The 21,329-nt window shown below is 70.5% G+C and carries 19 protein-coding genes; 7 read left to right on the forward strand and 12 right to left on the reverse strand.

All coding sequences use genetic code 11. From position 1 onward, the window contains the following. Nucleotides 1-40: 40 nt before the first annotated feature. Complete coding sequence (locus tag AB0H54_RS27815; protein ID WP_357349465.1) at nt 41-1,657, forward strand: alpha-(1->6)-mannopyranosyltransferase A; 1,617 nt, start codon at nt 41-43, stop codon at nt 1,655-1,657. Next, entirely contained in the window at nt 1,654-2,715 is a 1,062-nt protein-coding gene (locus AB0H54_RS27820; RefSeq protein ID WP_357349241.1) for a phytoene/squalene synthase family protein, read from the forward strand. The genes AB0H54_RS27815 and AB0H54_RS27820 overlap by 4 nt, the downstream gene beginning before the upstream one ends. A 122-nt stretch (nt 2,716-2,837) precedes the next feature. Here the strand turns inward: AB0H54_RS27820 and AB0H54_RS27825 are convergent, their stop codons facing one another. Beyond that, nucleotides 2,838-3,197: a metalloregulator ArsR/SmtB family transcription factor gene (locus AB0H54_RS27825; protein WP_355280132.1), complete on the reverse strand. Its 360-nt coding sequence runs from the start codon at nt 3,195-3,197 to the stop codon at nt 2,838-2,840. Between the two features lie 93 nt (nt 3,198-3,290). On the opposite strand from AB0H54_RS27825, the gene AB0H54_RS27830 reads away from it, so the two are divergent. Next, nucleotides 3,291-5,312 carry a heavy metal translocating P-type ATPase gene (locus tag AB0H54_RS27830; RefSeq protein WP_357349243.1) on the forward strand — a complete coding sequence of 674 codons (2,022 nt, stop codon included), beginning with the start codon at nt 3,291-3,293 and terminating at the stop codon, nt 5,310-5,312. Between the two features lie 10 nt (nt 5,313-5,322). On the opposite strand, the gene AB0H54_RS27835 is transcribed toward AB0H54_RS27830, so the two are convergent. Next, nucleotides 5,323-5,691, reverse strand: coding sequence for an Rv2175c family DNA-binding protein (locus AB0H54_RS27835; RefSeq protein ID WP_357349245.1), 369 nt, complete (start codon nt 5,689-5,691; stop codon nt 5,323-5,325). 161 nt (nt 5,692-5,852) lie between these two features. Here AB0H54_RS27835 and pknB point away from each other — a divergent pair, with 161 nt between their 5' ends. Further along, nucleotides 5,853-7,784 (forward strand): Stk1 family PASTA domain-containing Ser/Thr kinase, encoded by a 1,932-nt coding sequence (gene pknB, locus AB0H54_RS27840; RefSeq protein WP_357349467.1) that lies wholly within the window; start codon nt 5,853-5,855, stop codon nt 7,782-7,784. Nucleotides 7,785-7,861: 77 nt separating this feature from the next. Here pknB and AB0H54_RS27845 read toward each other — a convergent pair whose 3' ends face one another. Beyond that, a complete protein-coding gene (locus tag AB0H54_RS27845; protein ID WP_355280124.1) occupies nt 7,862-9,247 on the reverse strand; it encodes a class II 3-deoxy-7-phosphoheptulonate synthase in 1,386 nt (461 codons plus the stop codon). A gap of 171 nt (nt 9,248-9,418) precedes the next feature. Here AB0H54_RS27845 and AB0H54_RS27850 point away from each other — a divergent pair, with 171 nt between their 5' ends. Further along, on the forward strand, nt 9,419-9,916 hold the full coding sequence (locus tag AB0H54_RS27850; protein WP_357349469.1) for a polyadenylate-specific 3'-exoribonuclease AS: 498 nt from the start codon (nt 9,419-9,421) through the stop codon (nt 9,914-9,916). Between the two features lie 69 nt (nt 9,917-9,985). Here AB0H54_RS27850 and AB0H54_RS27855 read toward each other — a convergent pair whose 3' ends face one another. The 4 genes from AB0H54_RS27855 to AB0H54_RS27870 are packed head-to-tail and all read right to left on the reverse strand — an operon-like array spanning nt 9,986 to nt 14,274. Beyond that, complete coding sequence (locus AB0H54_RS27855) at nt 9,986-11,611, reverse strand: cytochrome bc complex cytochrome b subunit (RefSeq protein WP_357349247.1); 1,626 nt, start codon at nt 11,609-11,611, stop codon at nt 9,986-9,988. Next, nucleotides 11,608-12,747, reverse strand: a complete 1,140-nt coding sequence (locus AB0H54_RS27860) for a ubiquinol-cytochrome c reductase iron-sulfur subunit (protein WP_357349249.1) — start codon at nt 12,745-12,747, stop codon at nt 11,608-11,610. The genes AB0H54_RS27855 and AB0H54_RS27860 overlap by 4 nt, the downstream gene beginning before the upstream one ends. Continuing rightward, nucleotides 12,744-13,607: a cytochrome c gene (locus AB0H54_RS27865; protein ID WP_357349251.1), complete on the reverse strand. Its 864-nt coding sequence runs from the start codon at nt 13,605-13,607 to the stop codon at nt 12,744-12,746. Before AB0H54_RS27865 ends, AB0H54_RS27860 begins: the two co-directional genes overlap by 4 nt. A gap of 55 nt (nt 13,608-13,662) precedes the next feature. Next, nucleotides 13,663-14,274, reverse strand: coding sequence for a heme-copper oxidase subunit III (locus AB0H54_RS27870; RefSeq protein ID WP_355280117.1), 612 nt, complete (start codon nt 14,272-14,274; stop codon nt 13,663-13,665). 179 nt (nt 14,275-14,453) lie between these two features. On the opposite strand from AB0H54_RS27870, the gene AB0H54_RS27875 reads away from it, so the two are divergent. Together AB0H54_RS27875 and trpD are read left to right on the forward strand one after the other, a co-directional pair. Continuing rightward, nucleotides 14,454-14,873: a hypothetical protein gene (locus AB0H54_RS27875; protein ID WP_357349253.1), complete on the forward strand. Its 420-nt coding sequence runs from the start codon at nt 14,454-14,456 to the stop codon at nt 14,871-14,873. A gap of 89 nt (nt 14,874-14,962) precedes the next feature. Then, the gene (gene trpD / locus AB0H54_RS27880) at nt 14,963-16,024 is read left to right on the forward strand and encodes an anthranilate phosphoribosyltransferase (RefSeq protein WP_355280113.1); all 1,062 of its coding nucleotides are present in this window, start codon (nt 14,963-14,965) and stop codon (nt 16,022-16,024) included. Between the two features lie 13 nt (nt 16,025-16,037). Here trpD and AB0H54_RS27885 read toward each other — a convergent pair whose 3' ends face one another. The 5 genes from AB0H54_RS27885 to AB0H54_RS27905 all read right to left on the reverse strand — a co-directional run bounded on the left by AB0H54_RS27885 (nt 16,038) and on the right by AB0H54_RS27905 (nt 21,120). Then, complete coding sequence (locus AB0H54_RS27885) at nt 16,038-16,313, reverse strand: Lrp/AsnC ligand binding domain-containing protein (protein WP_218717263.1); 276 nt, start codon at nt 16,311-16,313, stop codon at nt 16,038-16,040. 4 nt (nt 16,314-16,317) lie between these two features. Continuing rightward, entirely contained in the window at nt 16,318-16,869 is a 552-nt protein-coding gene (locus tag AB0H54_RS27890) for a phosphoribosylanthranilate isomerase (RefSeq protein WP_357349256.1), read from the reverse strand. Nucleotides 16,870-16,939: 70 nt separating this feature from the next. Continuing rightward, nucleotides 16,940-18,700: a DEDD exonuclease domain-containing protein gene (locus AB0H54_RS27895; RefSeq protein ID WP_357349258.1), complete on the reverse strand. Its 1,761-nt coding sequence runs from the start codon at nt 18,698-18,700 to the stop codon at nt 16,940-16,942. 45 nt (nt 18,701-18,745) lie between these two features. Beyond that, nucleotides 18,746-19,861 (reverse strand): tetratricopeptide repeat protein, encoded by a 1,116-nt coding sequence (locus AB0H54_RS27900; protein WP_357349260.1) that lies wholly within the window; start codon nt 19,859-19,861, stop codon nt 18,746-18,748. An 11-nt stretch (nt 19,862-19,872) separates the two neighbouring features. Further along, nucleotides 19,873-21,120: an ATP-binding protein gene (locus AB0H54_RS27905; RefSeq protein ID WP_357349262.1), complete on the reverse strand. Its 1,248-nt coding sequence runs from the start codon at nt 21,118-21,120 to the stop codon at nt 19,873-19,875. Between the last annotated feature and the right edge of the window lie 209 nt (nt 21,121-21,329).

Consider the following 21,329-nt stretch of genomic DNA (forward strand, 5'->3'; position numbering starts at 1 on the left):
CCCCATGGACACCACGCGCACCCTCGAGCCGCAGCGCCACATGCCCACCGGGACCGATCCCGGCGTCCGGTCCCGGCTACGGACCGCGGGCGACTTCGTCCGCAGTCCCGAAGGTCACGCGGCCGTCATGGGCTTCTTCGGCGCGGTGATGATCACCTTCGGCGGTTTCGGCGCGGGCGCGGTGCGCAAGCGCGACCCGCTGCTCGAGGCGCTGCACCTGTCCTGGCTGCGGTTCGGCCACGGCTACGCGCTCTCGACGATCGTCATCTGGCTCGGTGTGCTGATGATGATCACGGCGTGGGTTCGGCTGGGCCGCAACACCCTCGGCAAGGACGGCGCGCAGGTCACGCTGAACGAGCTGCGGGCCATCGTCGGCATCTGGATCACGCCGCTGCTGTTCGCGGCGCCGATGTTCAGCCGCGACGCCTACTCCTATCTCGCCCAGGGCGCGCTGTTGCGCGACGGTTTCGACCCCTACCAGGTGGGTCCCGTCGCCAATCCCGGTGTGCTGCTGGACAACGTGAGCCCGGTCTGGACCACAACGACCGCGCCGTACGGCCCGATGTTCCTGCTCATCGGCCGCGTGCTCACCATGATCACCGGCGACAACGTCATCGCGGGCACCATCGCGCTGCGGATCGTCATGCTGCCCGGCCTGGCGCTGATGATGTGGGCGGTGCCGTACCTGACCAAGCACCTGGGCGGTAAGCCCACCGTGGCGCTGTGGCTGGCGGTGCTCAACCCGCTCGTGCTGGTGCACCTGATCGGCGGCGTGCACAACGAGATGCTGATGGTTGGGCTGATGTGCGCAGGCATCGCGCTGGTACTCGAGCGCCACCATGTGGCCGGCATCGTCGTGGTCGCCATCGGCGTCGCGATCAAGGCCACCGCGGGCGTCGCGCTGCCGTTCCTGGTGTGGATCTGGATCCTGCACGAGAAGGAACGCCGCGCCGCCGAGCGGGGCGTCACCGATCCGGAAGTGTCCGAGGACCAGAAGCATCCCGACGCGGCCCGCCCGTCGGCGGACATGCCGCACCCACTGTTCGTCTTCGCCAAGATCGCCGGTATCGGCGTCGGCGTGTTCGCGCTGGTGTTCGGCGCCGCCTCGGCGATCGCGGGGGTCGGGTTCGGCTGGGTCACCGCGCTGCAGGGCTCGAACAAGATCATCAACTGGCTCTCGCTGCCGACGATCCTGGCGCACATGGTCACCTGGGTGACCCCGCTGCGGCTGGACTCGGTGCTCAGCGTGACCAGGGAACTCTGCAAGTTCGCCCTGGTGGCCCTGCTGGTCGCCATCTGGTGGCGGTTCCGGCACTCCGAGCGCGAGGCCGTGCTCGGCATCGTGATCGCGTTCGTCGCGATCGTGCTGCTCTCCCCCGCCGCGCTGCCCTGGTACTACTCGTGGCCGCTGGCGCTGGCCGCCGGTTTCGCGCTGTCGACGGTGACGCTGCAGTGGCTGGTCGGGTTGTGCACCTGGCTGATGCTGGTGTTCCAGCCGGACGGGTCGATCGGGCTGTACAACTTCTGGCACGTCGCGCTGGCCACCTTCGCCGCCGTCGTCGCCGCGCTGTCGCTGCGCCACGTCGACCCGTTGCACCTGCGCTCGGCCAGTTCCCGCCGGGCCATCAGGGAACCGGCGCCCACCGTCCGGGCATGAGTCGTCAGCGTCCGGGTGCTGCCGCCGACCCGGCGGCGCGTCCCACCCGCTCGGCCGGCGAGAACACGCCGACCACCGGACCCGACGCCACCGTGGACTCGCTCGACGCGGCGTACGCGAGCTGCCGCCGCATCGCCGCCGAGCACGGTCGCACGTACTACCTGGCGACCACCCTGCTCACCCCACCGCGACGACGAGCGGTGCACGCGCTCTACGCCTTCGCCCGCATGGTGGACGACATCGTCGACCACGCCGACGACCCGGCCCGCGTGCTCGACCCACGCGACGGCGCGTTCGTCGCGGCGCCGGACGGCCCCGCCGCGATCAGCCCGGCCCAGCACCTCGACTTGGTGGAGAAGCAGCTCCGCCTCGCCCTCGAACACGGCGAGATCGACAGCGGCGACCCGCGCCGCCGCCAGATCCTCACCGCCGCCGCCGACACCATCGGCCGCTACGACATCGCGCACACCCACTTCTGGACGTTCCTCGACGCCATGCGCATGGACGTGCCGGGCACCGCGGGCCACCGCACCCGCTACGCCACCATGACCGAGTTGCGCGCGTACATGCGCGGTTCCGCGGCCGCCATCGGTCTGCAACTGCTGCCGGTGCTCGGCACGGTCGTCCCGGTCGCCGACGCGGAACCGGCCGCCGCCGCGCTGGGCGAGGCGTTCCAGCTCACCAACTTCCTGCGCGATGTCGCCGAGGATCTCGACCGCGACCGGATCTACCTGCCGACCGAGGAACTGGCCGCGTTCGGCGTCGACGAAGCCCACCTGCGCGCGTGCCGCGCCCGAGGTCGCGTCGATCAGCCGCTGCGCCGGGCGCTGGCGTATCTGATCGCGGTCAATCGCGACATCTACCGCCGCGCCGAGCCGGGCGTCGACTTGCTCGAGCCACGGGTTCGCCCGGCGATCCGTACCGCGGCCGTCCTCTACGCCGAGATCCTCGACCGCATCGAGGCGGCGGATTTCCAGGTATTCGACCGGCGGGCAACGGTGCCCACTCATCGCCGAATCCTGTTCGCCGCCAAGGGATTCGCCACCGTCCGACGCTGATCCGGGCGACGAGCCCGCGACCTGGCGAACCCGCACCGGCCCGTGGAACGCTTGTCGGGTGCGCACCGGATCGCGTCTGCCCACGCGACACAGGGTTCCGCGCCCGGGCGGACGCGCGCCGCTCAGCCCGCGATCTCGGGACGCTCGGCGAGGCCGAGCCGCAGGTGCTCGCTGTGATAGACGGCCTCGTCGAGCAGCTGAGCGACGTGCTGGTCGTAGAGGCTGTAGACGATGCTGCGCCCGGCGCGGGTCCCGGTGACCAGGCCCAGGTTGCGCAGCAGCCGCAGCTGATGCGAGACGGCGGACTGCTCCATCCCCACCGCCTCGGCGAGCTCGGTGACCGGGCGCGGGCCCTGGCGTAGCTCGGACAGAATCAGCAGTCTGCTCGGGGTGGCCAGCGCCTGCAGGGTGGTCGCGACGTGCGCGGCGGCCGCGGCGTCCAGCCTGGTCACCGGCCGATCGCTTTCCACACCGTGTCCCATGGCGTGGAGTTTAGCGGACCCTAGCACATGAATATCTCTTCATATGATCTGTTATTCTCGGGTCCCCTGCTACCCCGCCTCGGAGGTGCCCCCGTGGTCTCGTCCACCGCCACACCGCCCCGTCCCGCCGTCACCGCCGCGCGCGGATCGACCGCGCGGACCGGACTGTTCGCGATTCCCGAGATGCGCTGGGCGGCCGCGGCGATCGCGCTGTTCGCGCTCGGCCTGACCGCGAAGCTGACCGGCGGACCGGCCTGGCTGTGGTGGGCACTGCTGCTGGCCTGCTACCTCGTCGGCGGCTGGGAACCGGGACTCGAGGGCCTGAAAGCGTTGCGGGACAAGACCCTCGACGTCGACCTGCTCATGGTGGCGGCCGCGCTCGGGGCGGCGGCGATCGGTCAGGTCGTGGACGGGGCGTTGCTCATCGTCATCTTCGCCACCTCGGGCGCGCTCGAAGCGCTGGCGACCACCCGCACCGAGGACTCGGTCCGCGGCCTGCTCACCCTCGCCCCCGAGACCGCGACCCGGCTCACCGACGACGGCGAACAGACCGTCGCCGCCGCCGATCTCGCGGTCGGTGACGTGATCCTGGTCCGCCCGGGCGACCGGATCGCCGCCGACGGACGGGTCGTCGACGGGGCGAGCGAGGTCGACCAGGCCACCATCACCGGCGAACCGTTGCCGATCGACAAGGCCACCGGCGACGAGGTGTTCGCCGGGACGCTCAACGGCACCGGCGCGCTGCTGGTCCGGGTCGAGCGCCGGGCCGCGGACTCGGTGGTCGCCCGGATCGCGGCGCTGGTCGAGGAGGCGGGCCGCACCAAGGCCAGGACCCAGCTGTTCATCGAGAAGATCGAGCAGCGCTATTCGATCGGCATGGTCGTCGCCACCCTCGCCGTGTTCACCGTTCCGCTGATCCTCGGTGCGGCGCTGCGGGATTCGCTGCTGCGCGCCATGACCTTCATGATCGTGGCCTCACCGTGCGCGGTGGTTCTGGCCACCATGCCGCCGCTGCTGGCCGCCATCGCCACCGCGGGCCGCCACGGCGTGCTGGTGAAGTCGGCGGTGGTGATGGAGCAGCTGGGCGCGACGACCGTCGTCGCCTTCGACAAGACCGGCACCCTCACCCGCGGCACCCCGGAGCTGGTGGCGATCCAGCCGCTGCCGGGCAGCGCGGTCACCGAGGAGCAGGTCCTGCGACTGGCCGCCGCGGTCGAGCACCCGAGCGAACATCCGCTGGCCGCGGCGATCGTGCGCGCCGCCAGACAGCGCGGGCTGGTCTTCCCGGCCGTCCGCGACTTCACCGCCTACCCCGGCCGCGGCGTGTCCGGGCTGGTCGACGGCAGCCTCGTGCGCGTGAGCTCACCGGCCGTGCTCGCCGACGGCGATCCCCGCGCCGCGGCGGCACCCGCCGGCCACGATGCCGTCAAGCCGCCACCGTCGACCGCCGCGGACATCGTCGCGATGACGCAGTCCCGTGGCCACACGGCGGTGGTCGTGCTGCGCGACGACGAACCGGTGGCGGTGCTCGGCTTCACCGATCAGGTCCGCCCCGAGGCGGCGGACACCGTCGCCGCGCTCACCGCGTCCACCGGCGGGGCGCCGGTCCTGCTGACCGGCGACAATCACGCCACCGCGGACCGGCTCGCCCGGCAGCTCGGCATCGGTGCGGTGCGGGCCGGGTTGCTGCCGCACGACAAGGTCACGGCGGTGCGCGAGCTGGCCGCCGACGGGTCCCGGGTGACCATGGTGGGTGACGGGATCAACGACGCGCCCGCCCTGGCCGCCGCGCACGTGGGGATCGCGATGGGCGGCGCGGGCTCGGACCTGACGGTGCAGACCGCCGACGCCATCGTCGTCCGCGACGAACTGACCACCATCCCCACCGTGATCGCGCTGTCGCGGCGCGCACGCCGGGTGGTGCTGGCCAACCTGGCCATCGCGGCAGGCTTCCTCGGCGTCCTGGTCCTGTGGGACCTGATCGGGCACCTGCCGCTGCCGCTCGGCGTCCTCGGGCACGAGGGTTCGACCGTCATCGTCGGCCTCAACGGCCTGCGGCTGCTGCGCTCGTCCGCCTGGCGCCGGGCACACGAGCAGGCGACCGGGCGCCGCTAGGACCGCGGGATCAGAAGGGCTCGGCGGCGGCGCGGCGGACGACCTCGCGGGCCAGCGGACCGTGCAGGGCGTCGACGGGGCGGCCGGGCAGCGAGTCGTCCTCGGTGTAGATCCAGCGCAGGATGTCCTCGTCGGTGTACTTGCCGTCGCGCATCACGGTGATGAGGCCGGGCAGCATCCGGACGATCTCGTCGTTGTCGTCGAAGAAGCGGGAGGGAATGCCTGCGACACCGTTGCGGCGGATCGCGAGGAGCTGGTGGTCACGCAGCAGCTGGTGCACGGCGGTGACCGGAACACCGAGTATGTCGGCGGCCTCGGGGAGCGAGACGATGGTTTCGGTGTCGGGCAGCACATCGTCGCTGCAAGGGAAGGCACTCACCCGCACAACCGTAGTACGTGCGACCTCGCGCGCATCGGCTGGCATGCCATCATGACCCGGTTACGATCGTGGGGGCCGCACACGGTGGCCTGGTCGCTTGTCGCAGTGTCGCGAGGGGTGCGAAGTTTGTGAAAGCCGGAGGACATCACTTGATCGGCCAGATGCTGGAAGGGCGCTATCGGATCGATGCGCCGATCGCTCGCGGCGGAATGTCGATGGTGTTCCGGGGCACCGACACCCGGCTGGATCGTCCGGTGGCGATCAAGGTGATGGATCCGAAGTTCGCCGGCGACCCCCAGTTCCTCACCCGCTTCGAATTCGAGGCGCGGGCGGTGGCCAAGCTCAAGCATCCCTCGCTGGTGGCCGTGTACGACCAGGGTGTCGACGGCGAGTACCCGTTCCTGATCATGGAGCTGGTCGAGGGCGGCACCCTGCGCGAGCTGCTGCGCGAGCGCGGCCCGATGCCGCCGCACGCGGTGCGCGCCGTCGCCGAGCCGGTGCTGCGCGCCATCGGCACCGCCCACGACGCCGGGCTGGTGCACCGCGACATCAAGCCGGAGAACGTGCTGATCTCCGACGCCGGCGAGGTGAAGATCGCCGACTTCGGCCTGGTCCGCGCCGTCGCCGCCGCCAACACCACCTCGGCCAGCGTCATCCTCGGCACCGCCGCCTACCTGGCGCCCGAGCAGGTCACCACCGGCACCGCCGACGCCCGCAGCGATGTGTACTCCTTCGGCATCCTGATCTTCGAGCTGCTCACCGGCCGGGTGCCGTTCACCGGCGACAACTCGCTCTCGGTCGCCTATCAGCGGGTCGAGAACGACGTGCCGCCGCCGAGCCAGTTCATCGGTGGCGTGCCGCCGGAACTCGACGCGCTGGTCGCCAAGGCCACCTCCCGCGATCCCGAACGCCGCTACGCCGACGCCAACGAGATGGCCGCGCAGCTGCAGATGATCGCCATGGAGCTGAACCTGCCGCCGTACCGGGTGCCCGCGCCCCGCGATTCGGCCGAGCACCTCAGCGAGAGCTACCGCACCGGCGACGCGCACCACCCCGGCGAGCGTCCACTCACCCCGAATCCCGTTGCCGCGCATCCGATGCCGCACGCCCAGCCACAGCACACCCGGGTGGTCACCGCGCCCCGGCCGCGCCCTGACGACTACCAGTCCGCGCACTCCCCCGCGCCGCAGCACAACCCGTTCGCGTCCACCGAGAACACCTCGCGCCGGACCGGCGTGGTCTGGGCGGCGATCGTCACCGCGCTGACCCTGCTGGTCGGCATCGGCGGCTGGTGGCTCGGGGTGGGCCGCTACACCGCCGTGCCGCCGATCGCGGGCATGGACTCCGAGCGCGCTGTCGCGGTGCTGCAGGAGGCGGGCTTCGAGACGGTGCTGCGCAACAAGTCCTCCGACACCATCCCGGTGGGCGGGGTGGTCGGCACCGATCCGTCGGCCGGTTCGCGGGTCACCAAGAACTCCACCGTCGCGGTGCTGATCTCCAACGGCAAGCCGCGCGTGCCCGACATCAAGCCCGGCGACCAGATCAGCACCACCAACCAGGCGATCCGCGACGCCGGTTTGCAGCCGATCGACAGCGGCGAAGCGCCCAGCACCGCGCCGAAGGGTTCGGTGGCCAAGGTGGAGCCCGCCCCGGGCACCGTCCTGCCGATGGGCGCCCAGGTGAAGGTGTACCGCAGCAAGGGCTCGCAGCCGGTCAATGTGCCGGACGTGCGCGGCAAGACCGCCGAGGAGGCGGCCAGGGCACTGACCAGCGCCGGGCTGACCGTGCGCGAGACCCGCGTGCAGTACGACAAGAGCGTAGAGGGCGACAAGGCGATCGGCACCGACCCGGCCGTCGGCACCACCCTGCAGTCCGGCGACAGCGTCACGCTGATCGTGTCGAACGCGGTGAAGGTGCCCAATGTGATGGGTCAGACCGTCGGCAACGCCCGCAGCAAGCTCCAGCAGCTGGGCCTGCGGGTGGAGGTCAAGTCCATCACCGACTCCGACAGCTCACTGGTGATCGGCCAGGTGCCGGGCTTCAACTCGAATGTGGAGGCGGGCAGCGTCGTGACGCTCACCGCCCTGCCTTGAAGGGATCCGGCCCCGGACAAGGACAAAGAGAAGCCCGGGCGCGGTCATCGCTGACCGCCCCGGGCTCGTCCTGACACTCAGCGCAGCATCTCGGCGACCAGGAACGACAGCTCCAGCGACTGCTGGGTGTTCAGGCGCGGGTCGCAGGCGGTCTCGTAGCGGTCCTCGAGGTCGAGGTCGGAGATGTCCTGCGCGCCGCCCAGGCACTCGGTGACGTTCTCGCCTGTCAGCTCGATGTGCAGGCCGCCGGGGTGGGTGCCCAGCGCGTGGTGCACCTCGAAGAAGCCCTGCACCTCGTCGACGATGCGGTCGAAGTGGCGGGTCTTGAAGCCGGTGGACGACTCGTGGGTGTTGCCGTGCATCGGGTCGCACTGCCAGATCACCTGGTGACCGGTGGCCTGCACCTTCTCGATGATGGGCGGCAGCACGTCGCGCACCTTGCCGTTGCCCATCCGGGCGACCAGGGTGAGCCGGCCGGGCTCGTTGTGCGGGTCGAGCCGCTCGACGTACTCCACCGCCTGATCGGGCGTGGTGGTCGGGCCGATCTTGAGGCCGATCGGGTTGGCCAGCAGCTCGGCCAGCGCGATGTGCGCGCCGTCGAGCTGACGGGTGCGCTCGCCGATCCACAGGAAGTGCGCCGAGAGGTCGTAGAGCAGCGGCTCACCGGTCTCGGACTCGCTCAGCCGCAGCATCGCGCGCTCGTAGTCGAGCACCAGCGCCTCGTGCGAGGCGTAGATGCGGGCCGACTTCAGGCTCGGGTCGTTCACCTGACAGGCGGTCATGAAGCGCAGGCCGCGGTCGATCTCCTCGGCCAGTGCCTCGTAGCGGGCGCCCGCGGGCGACTGGGCGACGAAGTCACGGTTCCAGTCGTGCACCTGGTGCAGGTCGGCCATGCCCGCGGTGGTCAGCGCGCGGACCAGGTTCATCGCGGCGCTGGCGTTGGCGTACGCGCGGACCAGGCGCGAGGGATCGTGGCGGCGCAGCGCCTCGTCGGCGACCAGGGAGTTGACCATGTCGCCGCGGTAGGACTTCAGGCCGAGCGAGTCGACATCGGAGGAGCGCGGCTTGGCGTACTGCCCGGCGATGCGCGCCACCTTCACCACCGGCAGGCTCGCGCCGTAGGTGAGCACGACGGCCATCTGCAGCAGGGTGCGGATGTTGCCGCGGATGTGCGGCTCGGTGTTGTCGGCGAAGGTCTCCGCGCAGTCACCGCCCTGCATGAGGAAGGCCTCGCCGCGCGCGACGGCGGCGAGCTGGGTCTTGAGCTCCTCCACCTCGGCGGGCAGGCAGATCGGCGGCACGCTCTCCAGCACGGTGCGCATCGTCGCGGCCTCGTCGGCGTCCCAGGACGGCTGCTGCAGCGCGGGCCGGGCCAGGGCGGCGTCGAGTCGGCTACGCAGCTCCGAGGGCAGCGGCGGCAGTTCCGGCAGGCGGTCAATGGGTACGTCGACGGTCCAGGTCACCAGATCAGAATACGGCTTTCGCCGCCGGGCGAATATCCGGCGTACCGGCTACCCGTTCGTCGCGCGCCCGAACCATCGTCATAGGGTTTCTCCCGACCCATCGTGGGTCACGGACCGCGTCGTCCTCCCCGGACGGGCTCGGCCGCCCACCGGCACGAAGAGGCGATCTCCCTGCGATATTTCTACGACTCGGAATTCATCGAGGACGGCACCACGATCGATCTGATCTCGATCGGCGTCGTCTGCGAGGACGGTCGCGAGTACTACGCGGTCTCCACCGAATTCGACGCGGGACGGGCCGGTCCGTGGGTGCGCAAACATGTGCTGCCGAAGTTGCCGCCCGCGGGATCGCCGCTGTATCGCACCAGGGAACAGATCCGTGACGACCTGTTCAAGTTCTTCCTGCCCCGCCCCAGCGTGCAGCCGGAGCTGTGGGCCTGGGTCTCGGCCTACGACCACGTCGCGCTGTGCCAGCTCTGGGGTGACATGACCGCGCTGCCCAAGGGCATGCCGCGCTTCACCAACGAGCTGCGCCAGCACTGGGCCGCGCACGGCAGCCCCGACCTGCCGCCGATCCCCGACGACGCGCACGACGCGCTGGCCGACGCCAGGCACAACCTCGCCAAGTTCGAGGCGATCGAGGCCTACCGGCGCACCCCGCGGCTCTGAGCTGCCGGACAACGGGAAAGGCCCCGAGTCGTGTCGACTCGGGGCCTTTCCCGTGTGCGTGGTGCGCGGTCAGTGACCGTGCGGCTCGTCACCGTGGGCGCGGGCCTGCTCCTCGGCGAGGGCCGTGAGCATCTTGTGCTCCTCGGCGTGCTCGTTCGCGAAGTAGGCGTCCGACTCGGCCGTCGGGTCGGGGCGCAGGAAGCTACCCGTGCCCGGCTTGCCGGCCGAACCCAGCTTGTTCATCTTCTTGGGCACCGGGGCGCCCTGGTACTCCAGCGGGATCGCGTGGCCGTGGTCGTCGACCGGGCCCAGCGGCTGGTGCACCTCGATGTACTCACCGTGCGGCAGGCGCTTGATGACACCGGTCTCGATGCCGTGCTCGAGCACCGCGCGGTCACCGCGCTGCAGGCCGATGCAGAACCGGTAGGCCACGAAGTAGGCCAGCGGCGGCAGCAGCAGCACGCCGATACGACCGATCCAGGTGGTCGCGTTCAGCGAGATGTCGAACTTCAGCGCGATGATGTCGTTGACACACGACAGCGTGAGCACCACGTAGAACGCGATGGCCATGGCACCGATGGCGGTACGCACCGGCACGTCGCGCGGACGCTGCAGCAGGTTGTGGTGCGCGGTGGTGTCGCCGGTGAGACGCTTCTCGATCCACGGGTAGGCGATCAGCAGGGTGAACACCAGGCCCATGACGAGGGCGACCCAGAACACCGCCGGGATCGTGTAGCGACCCAGGTAGAGCTCCCACGGCGGCATCAGACGCGCCATGCCGTCGGTCCACATCATGTAGAAGTCGGGCTGTGAACCCGCCGAGACCTGGGACGGGTTGTACGGACCCAGGTTCCAGATCGGGTTGATCTGCAGGATGCCGCCCATGATGCCGACGATGCCGAGGGTGAACGCGAAGAACGCGCCCTGGTCCGCGGCGAACACCGGCACGATGCGCGCGCCGACCACGTTGTTCTCGGTCCGGCCGGGGCCGGGGAACTGGGTGTGCTTCTGGTACCAGACCAGCGCGACGTGCGCGCCGATCAGCGCCAGGATGATGCCGGGCAGCAGCAGCACGTGCGCGATGTAGAGGCGCGGGATGATGATGTCGCCGGGGAAGTCGCCGCCGAACATCAGCCAGTGCAGCCAGGTACCGACGACCGGGACACCGATGGTGATACCCGAGAACGCGGCACGGAGGCCGGTGCCCGAGAGCAGGTCGTCGGGCAGCGAGTAGCCGAAGAAGCCCTCGAACATCGCCAGGATCAGCAGCAGCGAGCCGATCACCCAGTTCGCCTCACGCGGCTTGCGGAACGCGCCGGTGAAGAAGATGCGGAACAGGTGGATGATGATCGACGCCGCGAACAGCAGGGCCGCCCAGTGGTGGATCTGCCGGACGAACAGACCGCCGCGCACCTCGAAGGAGATGTTGAGCGCGGTCTCGTAGGCCCGCGACATGCCGACGCCGCGCAGCGGCTGGTAGGCGCCGTCGTAGGTGACGTGCGCCATCGACGGGTCGAAGTACAGGGTCAGGTAGACACCCGACAGCAGCAGGATGATGAACGCGTACAGCGCGATCTCACCGAGCAGGAACGACCAGTGGGTCGGGAAGACCTTGTTGATCGACCGCTTCATGAACGCGGCGGCGCGATACCGCTCGTCCATCTCGTTGGCTTGGTTCGCCACCAGAGTGCTCATGAACGACGCTCCCAGAAGGCCGGGCCGAGCGGCTCGATGAAGTCGCCGTTGGCGACCAGGAAGCCCTCGGAGTTGACGGTGATCGGCAGCTGCGGGAGCGCGCGGGCGGCCGGACCGAAGACCGGCTTACCCCACTCGGTCGCCGAGAACTGCGACTGGTGGCAGGGGCACAGGATGCGGTTGGTCTGCTGCTCGAACAGCGAGGTGGGGCAGCCCAGGTGGGTGCAGATCTTCGAGTAGGCGAAGTAGTCGCCGTAGTTGAAGCTCTCCTGGCCCTTGCGCTTGATCGCCTTCTCCGCGTCCGCGGTGCGCAGACGGATCAGCATGACCGAGTTACGGATGCCGCGCAGCGACTGCAGCGTCTCGTGCTCGTTGCCGCGCCACTTCTCCTTCCACGGGAAGACGGTCTCCATGGCGCCCGCGTCCAGATCCTCCGGGCGCACCAGCACGACATCCTGCGGACGACCGGTGTCGCGGCGGATGTAGATGGTCTCGCCCGGGTAGTCCGGGGTCCAGCCCGAGACCCACAGCGGCGACTTGTCGCCCTTGGCCCACGGGTTCTTCACCATGCCGCCGACGAACACCAGCAGCGCGCCGATACCCAGCACGCCGACGCCGGCGCCCGCGGTACCGAGCATCATCTTGCGGCGACCCAGGGTGGAGGTGTCGAGCGCGTCCTGCAGCTCGGCCGCCAGGGTGCGCCGCTCGACCTCGTCGGACGGGCCGTCGTGGCGCTGCTGGATCGAGATCTCGGCGGGGATGAACCGCTTGCGGATCAGCACGACCGCGATACCGATGACCAGCACCGAGATGCCGAAGGTCAGACCGACCAGCGGGGTGAACAGCGAGTAGGCGGCATGGCCCTCGTCGCCGTAGCCCTTCCACTCCCACGGCCAGAACAGGAAGACGCCGATCAGCGCGGCGGCGGCCAGACCCGAGATGGCGAACCAGAAGGTGACCGCGCGCTCGGCGCGCTTCTCCGCGCGGGTGCCGGGCACCGGCCAGCGCTCGCCGCGGTACGCGACATCGACGCCGTCGCGCGCGGTACCGAGCTCGACCAGCTCGTCACGCGTCATCGCGTCCAGTTCGGCTTCGGTCGGTTCCCGACCCATGTCGTTGTGCTCCTGTCCACTCATGTGCGAGATCCGATCCACATCGCGGCACCCACCACGGCGGTGATGCCGATAACCCAGATCGCCAGACCTTCGGTCGCCGGGCCGAAACCGCCGAGGTCCCAGCCGCCGGGCGACTTCTCTTCCGCGGCGTTCTTGACGTAGGCGACGATGTCGCGCTTCTCCTCCGGCGTCAGCTGCCGGTCGGAGAACTTCGGCATGTTCTGCGGGCCGGTGATCATGGCGTCGTAGATCTGCTGCTCGTTGGCCTCGGCCAGCGGCGGGGCGAACTTGCCGCCGGACAGCGCGCCACCGCGGGCGGTGAAGTTGTGGCAGGAGGCGCAGTTCATGCGGAACAGCTCCGAACCACGGGCGATGTCGTCGCCACGCAGCGATTCCTGCGCGATCTCACCGTTGGCGTCGCGGATCACCGAGGGGCCACCGCCGTTGGCGGCGACGAACGCGCCGAGCGCGTCGGTCTGATGCGCGTCGAACTTCTCGGGCTTGCGCATGGCCTGGGCCTCGTTGCGCACCATCGGCATGCGGCCGGAGGACACCTGGAAGTAGACGGCGGCCTCGCCGACGCCGATCAGGCTGGGGCCGCGGTCCTCGACACCCTGCAGGTTCGCGCCGTGGCAGGTGATGCACGAGGTCTCGTAGAGCTGCTTGCCCTCGCGGATCAGCGCGGACTGGTCCTCGTGCGCGGTGGCGACCTGGGGCGCGGGGGTGAGCGCCGCGGCGAGGAAGCCGGCTCCGACCAGACCAACCAGCAACGCGAGGCCACCCGCGATACGACGGCGAACGCGACGCTGCTTACGCGCCTTGGTGGCCTGACCGTTGTCAGGGCCGGCGGGCTCGGGGGCCGACGGGGGAGATGAACTCATCTGTGTCCCTTTGGAGTAGACGGAACCGACTTGTGCAAATGCTGTGCGCCCGCGCCTAGCGGACGAAGTAGATCGTGGCGAACAGCCCGATCCAGACGATGTCGACGAAGTGCCAGTAGTAGGACACCACGATCGCGGCGGTGGCCTGCGCGGGCGTGAACTTGCTCATCTTGGTGCGGATCAGCAGGAACACGAAGGCGATCAGACCGCCGATCACGTGCAGACCGTGGAAGCCGGTGGTGATGTAGAAGACCGAGCCGTACGAGCTGCCGGAGATGGTGGTGCCCTCGTGCACGAGGTGGTAGTACTCGTAGCCCTGGCCGAAGACGAAGAACGCGCCCATCAGCAGGGTGATCACGTACCAGCGGCGCAGGCCGAACACGTCGCCCTTCTCCGCGGCGAACACACCCATCTGGCAGGTGAACGACGAAGCGACCAGCACGGCCGTCACCGGGACGGCGAGCGTCATATTGAGCTCGGTCGGCTCCGGGGGCCAGTTGCCGTGCGCCTGCGCGCGCGCAACGAAGTACATGGCGAAGAGGCCGGCGAAGAACATCAGCTCGCTCGACAGCCAGATGATGGTTCCGACGCTGACCATGTTGGGCCGGTTCAGCGAATGCACACGCTGAGTAATGGCCGATCCTGGGGTGCCTACTGCGGTCGTCACGGGGTAAGTATGACTCTTCGTAGTACGACAGCTGTACCCGGGTACGAAAGTTTGTCGTGGGAGTCGGAAAACCCACGCACAGAGGGGGTCTACGACCTCTGTCGGCGTGTTGGCGACGATCACGTGACAACCGATTGTGACAGCGTTGGATGTGGATAACCTGAGACGAGGAGGCGGCGATGGCCGTGGTGCGGATGTGGCGGCGGTTGTTCGGCGGACAGAGCGAGTCGCTCGACCCGGCGCGGACCGATCTGGTCGTGGTCGCGTCGAGCTTCGACGACGCCGAGGCCTGCTCGGCGGCGCTGGACCGCGCCGGTGACCTCGACCGCGACGCCGACGCCGTGCTGCGCCACCATCTGCGCCTGCCCGCGGACCGGATCGACGCGGCCGCCGAGATCGCCGGATACGACGGCTACACGCGCGCCGAGGCCGTGGACACCGCCGTGGACGAACTGGTGCCGGTGGTCCTGCAGCGGGTGCAGCGCCTCGATCCGCTGACCTGTTCGCAGGAGCGATCCAGGATGGCCGGGCTCGCGCAGCGCCACGACGGCGTCGCCGACGGCTGGGACGCGCTGCAACCACCCCGTCCCGCGCCGTAAACTCTGCCAACGGCGCAATAGGCTTGCGCTACCCCGCCGCGCCCGATCAGAGTTGCGCGATGGCGATGTCGAACGGAGATGCGGAGCAGATGAGCGTGCGCAGCTGGCCCCAGGTGCTCGGAACCCTCGCCGACGGCGGCGACCTGGCCGCGGACGACACCACCTGGGTGATCGACGAGATCTTCACCGACAACGCCACCGCGGCCCAGATCGCGGCCTTCGGTGTCGCCATGAAGATCAAGGGCCCCACCCCCACCGAGCTGGCGGGCATGGTCGCGGGCATGCTCGGGCACGCCCGCCTGGTGCATGTCGACGGCGACGCGGTCGACATCGTCGGCACCGGCGGCGACCGCTCCGGGTCGGTCAACATCTCCACCATGTCCTCGGTGGTCGTCGCGGCCGCCGGGGTGCCGGTGGTCAAGCACGGCAACCGGGCCGCGTCGTCCAAGGCCGGTGGCGCCGACGTGCTCGAGGCGCTGGGCGTGAAGCTGGCGCTGGGCCCGGAGTCGGTGGCGCGGTCGGTGCGCGAGGCCGGGATCGGCTTCTGTTTCGCGCCGCTGTTCCACTCGGGGCTGCGCTTCGCCGGTCCGGCGCGCAAGGAGATCGGCATCCCGACCGTGTTCAACGTGCTCGGCCCGCTCACCAACCCCGCCCAGCCGCGCGCGGGGCTGATCGGCTGCGCGTTCGTCGACCTGGCCCCGGTCATCGCGGGAGTGTTCGCCGAGCGTGGCGCCAGTGCCCTGGTGGTGCGCGGGCGCGACGGGCTCGACGAGATCACGACGTCCGACGTCACCGATGTGTGGGTGGTCAGCGGCGGACGGATCCGGCAGACCGTGCTCGATCCGACCCGGCTCGGGATCCCGCGCGTCGAGCTGGACGCGCTGCGCGGCGGTGACGCCGTGGTCAACGCGGGCATCGCGCGCGAGATGTTCGCGGGCACGCCGGGCGCGGTGCGCGACGCGGTGCTGCTCAACTCGGCCGCGGCGATCGTGGCCTACGACCTCTCGCGCGGCGTGGGCGACGTCGACCTGGATCTGGACGCCGCCCTGACCGGCGGGCTCGAGCGCGCCGCCGCCGCGGTGGACAGCGGCGCGGCGGCGAAGCTGCTGCAGAGCTGGGCCGAGCTCACCCAGGTTCTCGACGAGGCCTGAGCGAGCGAAAGCCTCACTCCCCCAGCGAGAATCCGGCTTCCACGTCGGCGCTGGAGTACGACTTGAAGGCGATGTGCGTGGTGGTGCGCACCACGCCGGGCACCTTGTCGATGCCGCTGGTGACCACCTCGGCGATGCGCTCGTGATCGCGCACCCGCACGATCGCGATCAGATCGACGTCACCGGCGCAGGAGTACACCTCGGCGACGCCTGCGGTGTCGGCGAGGGCCTGCGCGGTCTCGGGGATACGAGAGTTCTCGGCCTGGATCAGCACGATCGCGGTAATCATGGGATCAGCCTAGAACTTCGGGTCGCTCGGTGGCCGCTTTGAACCTGCGCATCAGGTCCAGGCTCTTCACGCCGGGCGCCGATTCCACCGAACTGGACACGTCGACGCCGTAGGGGCGGTGCCGGGCGATGGTGTCGGCGACATTGTCGGCGTCGAGCCCGCCCGCCAGCACGACCTTGCCGGGCAGCGCGCGCACCCAGTCGGGGAACTCCTCGAAGATCCCGGAGCCGGCGCTGGCGTCGTAGAAGAAGTATTCGCTGGTCTGCTCGGGTGCGGGCGGGTTGGACGAGCAGAACGCCAGGTTCGGCAGGTCGGCCCACTGGTAGAGCTGCACGACGTCGAAGGCGTCGGCCACCTCGGCGACCTCGGCCGCCGTCAGGGCCACCGCGAAGGTGGTGATCCGGCCGCGCGCGTAGTCGGCCAGGGCGCGGGCCTGCGCGGGCGTGCGGTAGCGCTTGCTCTTGGGCGTGACCATGACGCCGATCGCGGAGTACCCCAGTTCGACGGCCCAGTCGATCTGCTCCTCGGTGGTCAGGCCGCACACCTTCACGAACATTCGCGCCTTCGCCCTTTCTCCCGCCGCCACCGGATGTGACAGGCGCTTCCATGATCCTCCGGGCGCGCGGTCACCGTTCGGCCAGGTAGCGCTCCTCCGGGCTGAGGGTGGTGGCGGCGGTGCGGGCCAGCTCGGCCCAGCCCTTCCAGCGGGCCGCGCCGTGCAGTGGTTCGTGGTAGCCGTCGCTGGTGCGGACGATGCGGGCGCCGGGCTTGCCCAGCCAGCGGGCGATGACGCCGACCTCCTCGGGCGGGGCGCCGCGCAAGGGGGGAATGTCGTCGACCGCATCGCCCAGATCGGGGACGACCGTCTCGGCGGCGGCAACGATCTGGTCGACGATCGCCATCGGCGGGGTGCCGCGCCGCGCGGTGCCCGCGGCGGCGAGGCGGCCGTAGCGGATCACCGAGAACTCCCAGCCGCCCGCGCCGTCGGGCAGGGCGACGATCAGTTCCGCGAGCCGGGCCAGGGCGGCGAGGCGCTGGGTGCGGTGCAGCATGGTGACGACGGCGGCGGTGCGATCCCGCAATCGGGCGGCTGCCTCGAAATGCTCTGCGGTGGAATGGGTTTCGATGCGATCGAGCATGTCCCGCAGCACCGCGTCGGAGCGGCCGGTGAGCAGCTCGCGGACCGCGTCGACGGCCGGGGCGTAGCCGGTGACGTCCAGGTCGTCGGGGCGCGCGGCCGGGCAGCCGCCGACCACCGCGGGCGGGCAGGTGTGCCGGGCCGTGCGGGTGAGGCGGGTCGCGCAGGTCCGCAGCCCGGCGAACTCGGCGATCGTCAGGGCCACGTCGACGGCGTCGGTGCGGGAACCGAACGGCCCCACCGCCGTTCGCGTCGGCGTCCGCACCGCGGTGAGCCGGGGGAAGGCCTCGTCGCTGAGGGTGAGCCACCAGCCGCGCCGGGGGAACTTCGAGCGGCGGTTGTAGGGCGGCGCGTGCGCGGCCAGCAGCCGCAGCTCGCGCACCCCCGCCTCCAGTCCGTGCGCGCACACCACGTGGTCGACCCGGATCGCCAGGGCCACCATCTCTTTCATCCGGCCACGGGTCTCCGAACCGGTGAAGTAGGTACGGACGCGACGGCGCAGGTTGACCGCGGTCCCTATATAGAGGACTTCGTCGGACGGTCCACGGAACAGATAGACACCCGGCGCGGACGGCAGATCGCCCGCGAAGGTGCGCTTGGCGCGCTGGGTCCCGGTCACGCCGGGCAGATAGTCGAGCAGCTCGGTCAGGCTGTGCACGCCCTGGTTACCGACCCGGCCGATCAGCGCGTGCAGCACGTCGACCGTGGCGCGGGCGTCGTCGAGAGCGCGGTGCGTCGGCGTGGTCGACGCGCCCAGGATCTGCGCGAGCACGCCGAGCCGCGCCGAGGGCGCCTCGTCGCGGGTCAGCACCCGCCGCGCGAGCTTGACCGTGCACAGCACCTGCGGATTCGGCCAGGCGATGTCCTGCCGGGCGGCGGCGGCCTTGAGGAACGCGGTGTCGAAGCGGGCGTTGTGCGCCACCAGGACCGCGCCCGCCGCGAATTCGAGGAAACCCGGCAGCACCGCCTCGATCCGCGGCGCCTCGTACACCATGGCGGTGGTGATCCCGGTGATCTGCACGATCGCGGGCGGGATCGCGAACCCCGGATTCACCAGGGTCGCGAACTCCCCCAGCACTTCTCCCCCGCGCACCTTCACCGCCCCGATCTCGGTGATCGAGTCCCCGTCCGGGCTGGTCCCGGTCGTTTCCAGGTCGACGACGACGAAGGTGGTGTCGTACAGCGGTGTGTCGAGTTCGTCGAAGGCCAGCTGACGCGCGGCAGCCGGGAGCGGAACGGGATCGGGCACGGCGAGAGCGTAGGACGGGGGTCCGACATGCTCGCCGTGCCGAACTCAGTTGCCCGTCGGCGGCACCCAGTTCGGCGGCAGGGTGACGCGGGGGCGCGTGGTCGGCCAGGGGTATCCGGTCGGCAGGCGATCCGCCGGGAACTGCGGAAAGGTGCGCGGCAGCGGGATATACGACGGCGGCCGGTAGTACGAGGGCAGCGTGCGCGAGGCCGGACCGGTCGACGGGGAATCGGGGTTCTCGGTCGTGGCACCCAGCGCGGCCAGGATCACGAGCAGGACCACGACGCCGATCACCGCCCACCCACCGGCGCCGCCGCCGGAACCGCGCGCACCCAGGTATTCCTGGCGCCACGCGGGATCAGGCGGCATCGGTGGGTATGCCGCCGCCGCGAGCGCCGGAGCGGGCGGCGAGGTCGACGATTCCCGCTCCGGCGAGGACGCGCGGTCCGCCGCCGGATCGGGAATCCGCGCCAGCAGCTCACGCACCTCCGGCGCGTAGGACGGATCGAGCTCGGCCGCCCGGCGCAACCACGTCTCGGCCTCGGCCCAGCGCCGCCGCTGCACGGCGTGGCTGCCGAGCAGGAACAACGCCTCGACATTGTCCGGGTCCAGCCGCAGCGCCTCCGCGAGCGCGGCCCGGCCCGCCGCGGCCCGTTGGGAGGCCACCTTGGCGCCCTGCCAGAGCACCCGGCCGCGCACCACGTGCAGGACCGCGTTCGCCGGCTCGAGCTCGACCGCGGTGTCGATGGCGGCCATGGCGGCCTTGCGGTCGCGATGGACCACGACGGTCGCCAGGATCCGATGACATTCGGCCGACCAGGGATCCAGTTCGACGCACCGCGACGCCGCCCGCGTCGCCGCGTCCTCGTGCGCGAGGGCGGCGGGCCGGTCGGATTCGTAGAGCTCGCCGAGGAGCCCGTGCTCGCTCAGGGCCAGCAGTTTCCACGCGAAGACGTTCTCCGGGTCCAGGCGCAGCGCCGTGCGCGCGGACTCGGCGGCGGTGGCGGTGTCACCGGAGCGCAGCCAGGAATAGGCCAGCTGGGCGTGGGCGTCGCCGTTGTCGGGCTCGGCGGCCAGCAGGGGCGCCAGCTCCGCCCTGGCGGCCTCGAAGCGGCCGAGGTCGATCAGGGCGGCGGCGCGGTCGAGATGGTGTTCGCTCATCGGCGCGGGCGTCAGCGCTGCTTCATCCGCTTCAGATACAGCGCCAACTCGTCATAGCTGCCGTCGCCGTTGGCGAATTCGACCACATTGCGGGCGGATTCGAACCAGGCGCCGGTGCTCGGCCGGATCTGCGCCAGCGCCTCCTGGATATCGGCCATGCCGATCGGGCGCACCTCACCGGAGCGCATCGAGTCGGCCATCGCCAGCTGGGTCGCCGAGGTGCAGACGTGGGCGAGGTCGGCGCCGGACAGTCCGTCGGTCCGCGCGGCCAGCGCGGTCAGGTCGATGCCCGCCACCGGGCGATCGCGCAGGTTGTAGTGCAGGATCGCGCGCCGCGCCGCCGCGTCGGGCAGGCCGACGAAGATCATCCGGTCGAACCGGCCCGGCCTGCGCAGGGCGACGTCGACGTCCCACGGATGGTTGGTCGCGCCGAGCACGAAGACGCCCTCGTTGCTGTGGGTGGCCGAATCCAGCTCGGTGAGCAGCTGGTTGACCACGGTGCGCATGGTCGAGGAACCGTGCATCTGGCTGCGCTTGTGCCCGAGCGCGTCGACCTCGTCCAGGAACAGCACGCAGGGCGCGTTGCGCCGGGCCATCTCGAAGATGCTGTGCACATTGCGCTCGCTGGCGCCGGTGTAGATGTCGAGGATGTCGGTGATCTCGATCGGATAGAAATTGGCGCCGAGCTCGCCGGCGACGGCCGAGGCGAGGAAGGTCTTGCCGCAGCCGGGCGGGCCGTAGAGCAGCAGGCCGCCGCGCGCCGAGGTGCCGAAGGCCTTGGCCAGTTCCGGGTTGCGCAGCGGGGCGAGCAGGGTCAGGTCCAGCTGCCGCTTCACCTCGTCCATGCCGCCGACATCGGCCAGTCGCCGGGTCGGGCGCTCGACGGTGGCGGCGTCGTCGTCGGTGACGTACTCGGTGGGGGTGTCGACGAAGGCCGGTTCGATGATGTCGCCGACCTGGTTCTCCGCGGCGGCCCAGTCGTAGTCGGCCGCGGCACCGGCGACCGGAGCTGCCGCGGGTGCCGGTGTGGCCACCGGCGCGGGCGAGCCGCCGGACAGTGCGGTCGTGCAGCGCGTCATCAAGGCCAGGACCTGCGCGTTTCCCGGATGGTGGCCGAGGGCCACGCCACAGTGGGCCAGCGCGTCGGCGTAGCGGCCGCGGTCGAGATACAGCTCGATGACGCACACGCGCAGCGCGAGCACCTCCGGGCTGCGCTCCACCATCGTGAGCAAATCGGTCAATACCTGGTCGTCGGCCACCCGCGCCCCCTTCGAACTGCGAACATTCGGCCGTACCCTAACCGCCGCACCAGGTTTCGCGGAACCGGAAACCTCCAGTCCCGCCTACCGGGACCTCCGCTACCCGGGCCCACCGTCCCACTCGCCCCCGGCAATTCGCCGCGAGACTTTCGTTCCGATGCGAACAAAATGACCCCGAGCAGACCCGAATGAGACCGGGCTCACAGTTT

It is taken from the genome of Nocardia sp. NPDC050718, from assembly GCF_040654235.1.
GTDB lineage: Bacteria > Actinomycetota > Actinomycetes > Mycobacteriales > Mycobacteriaceae > Nocardia.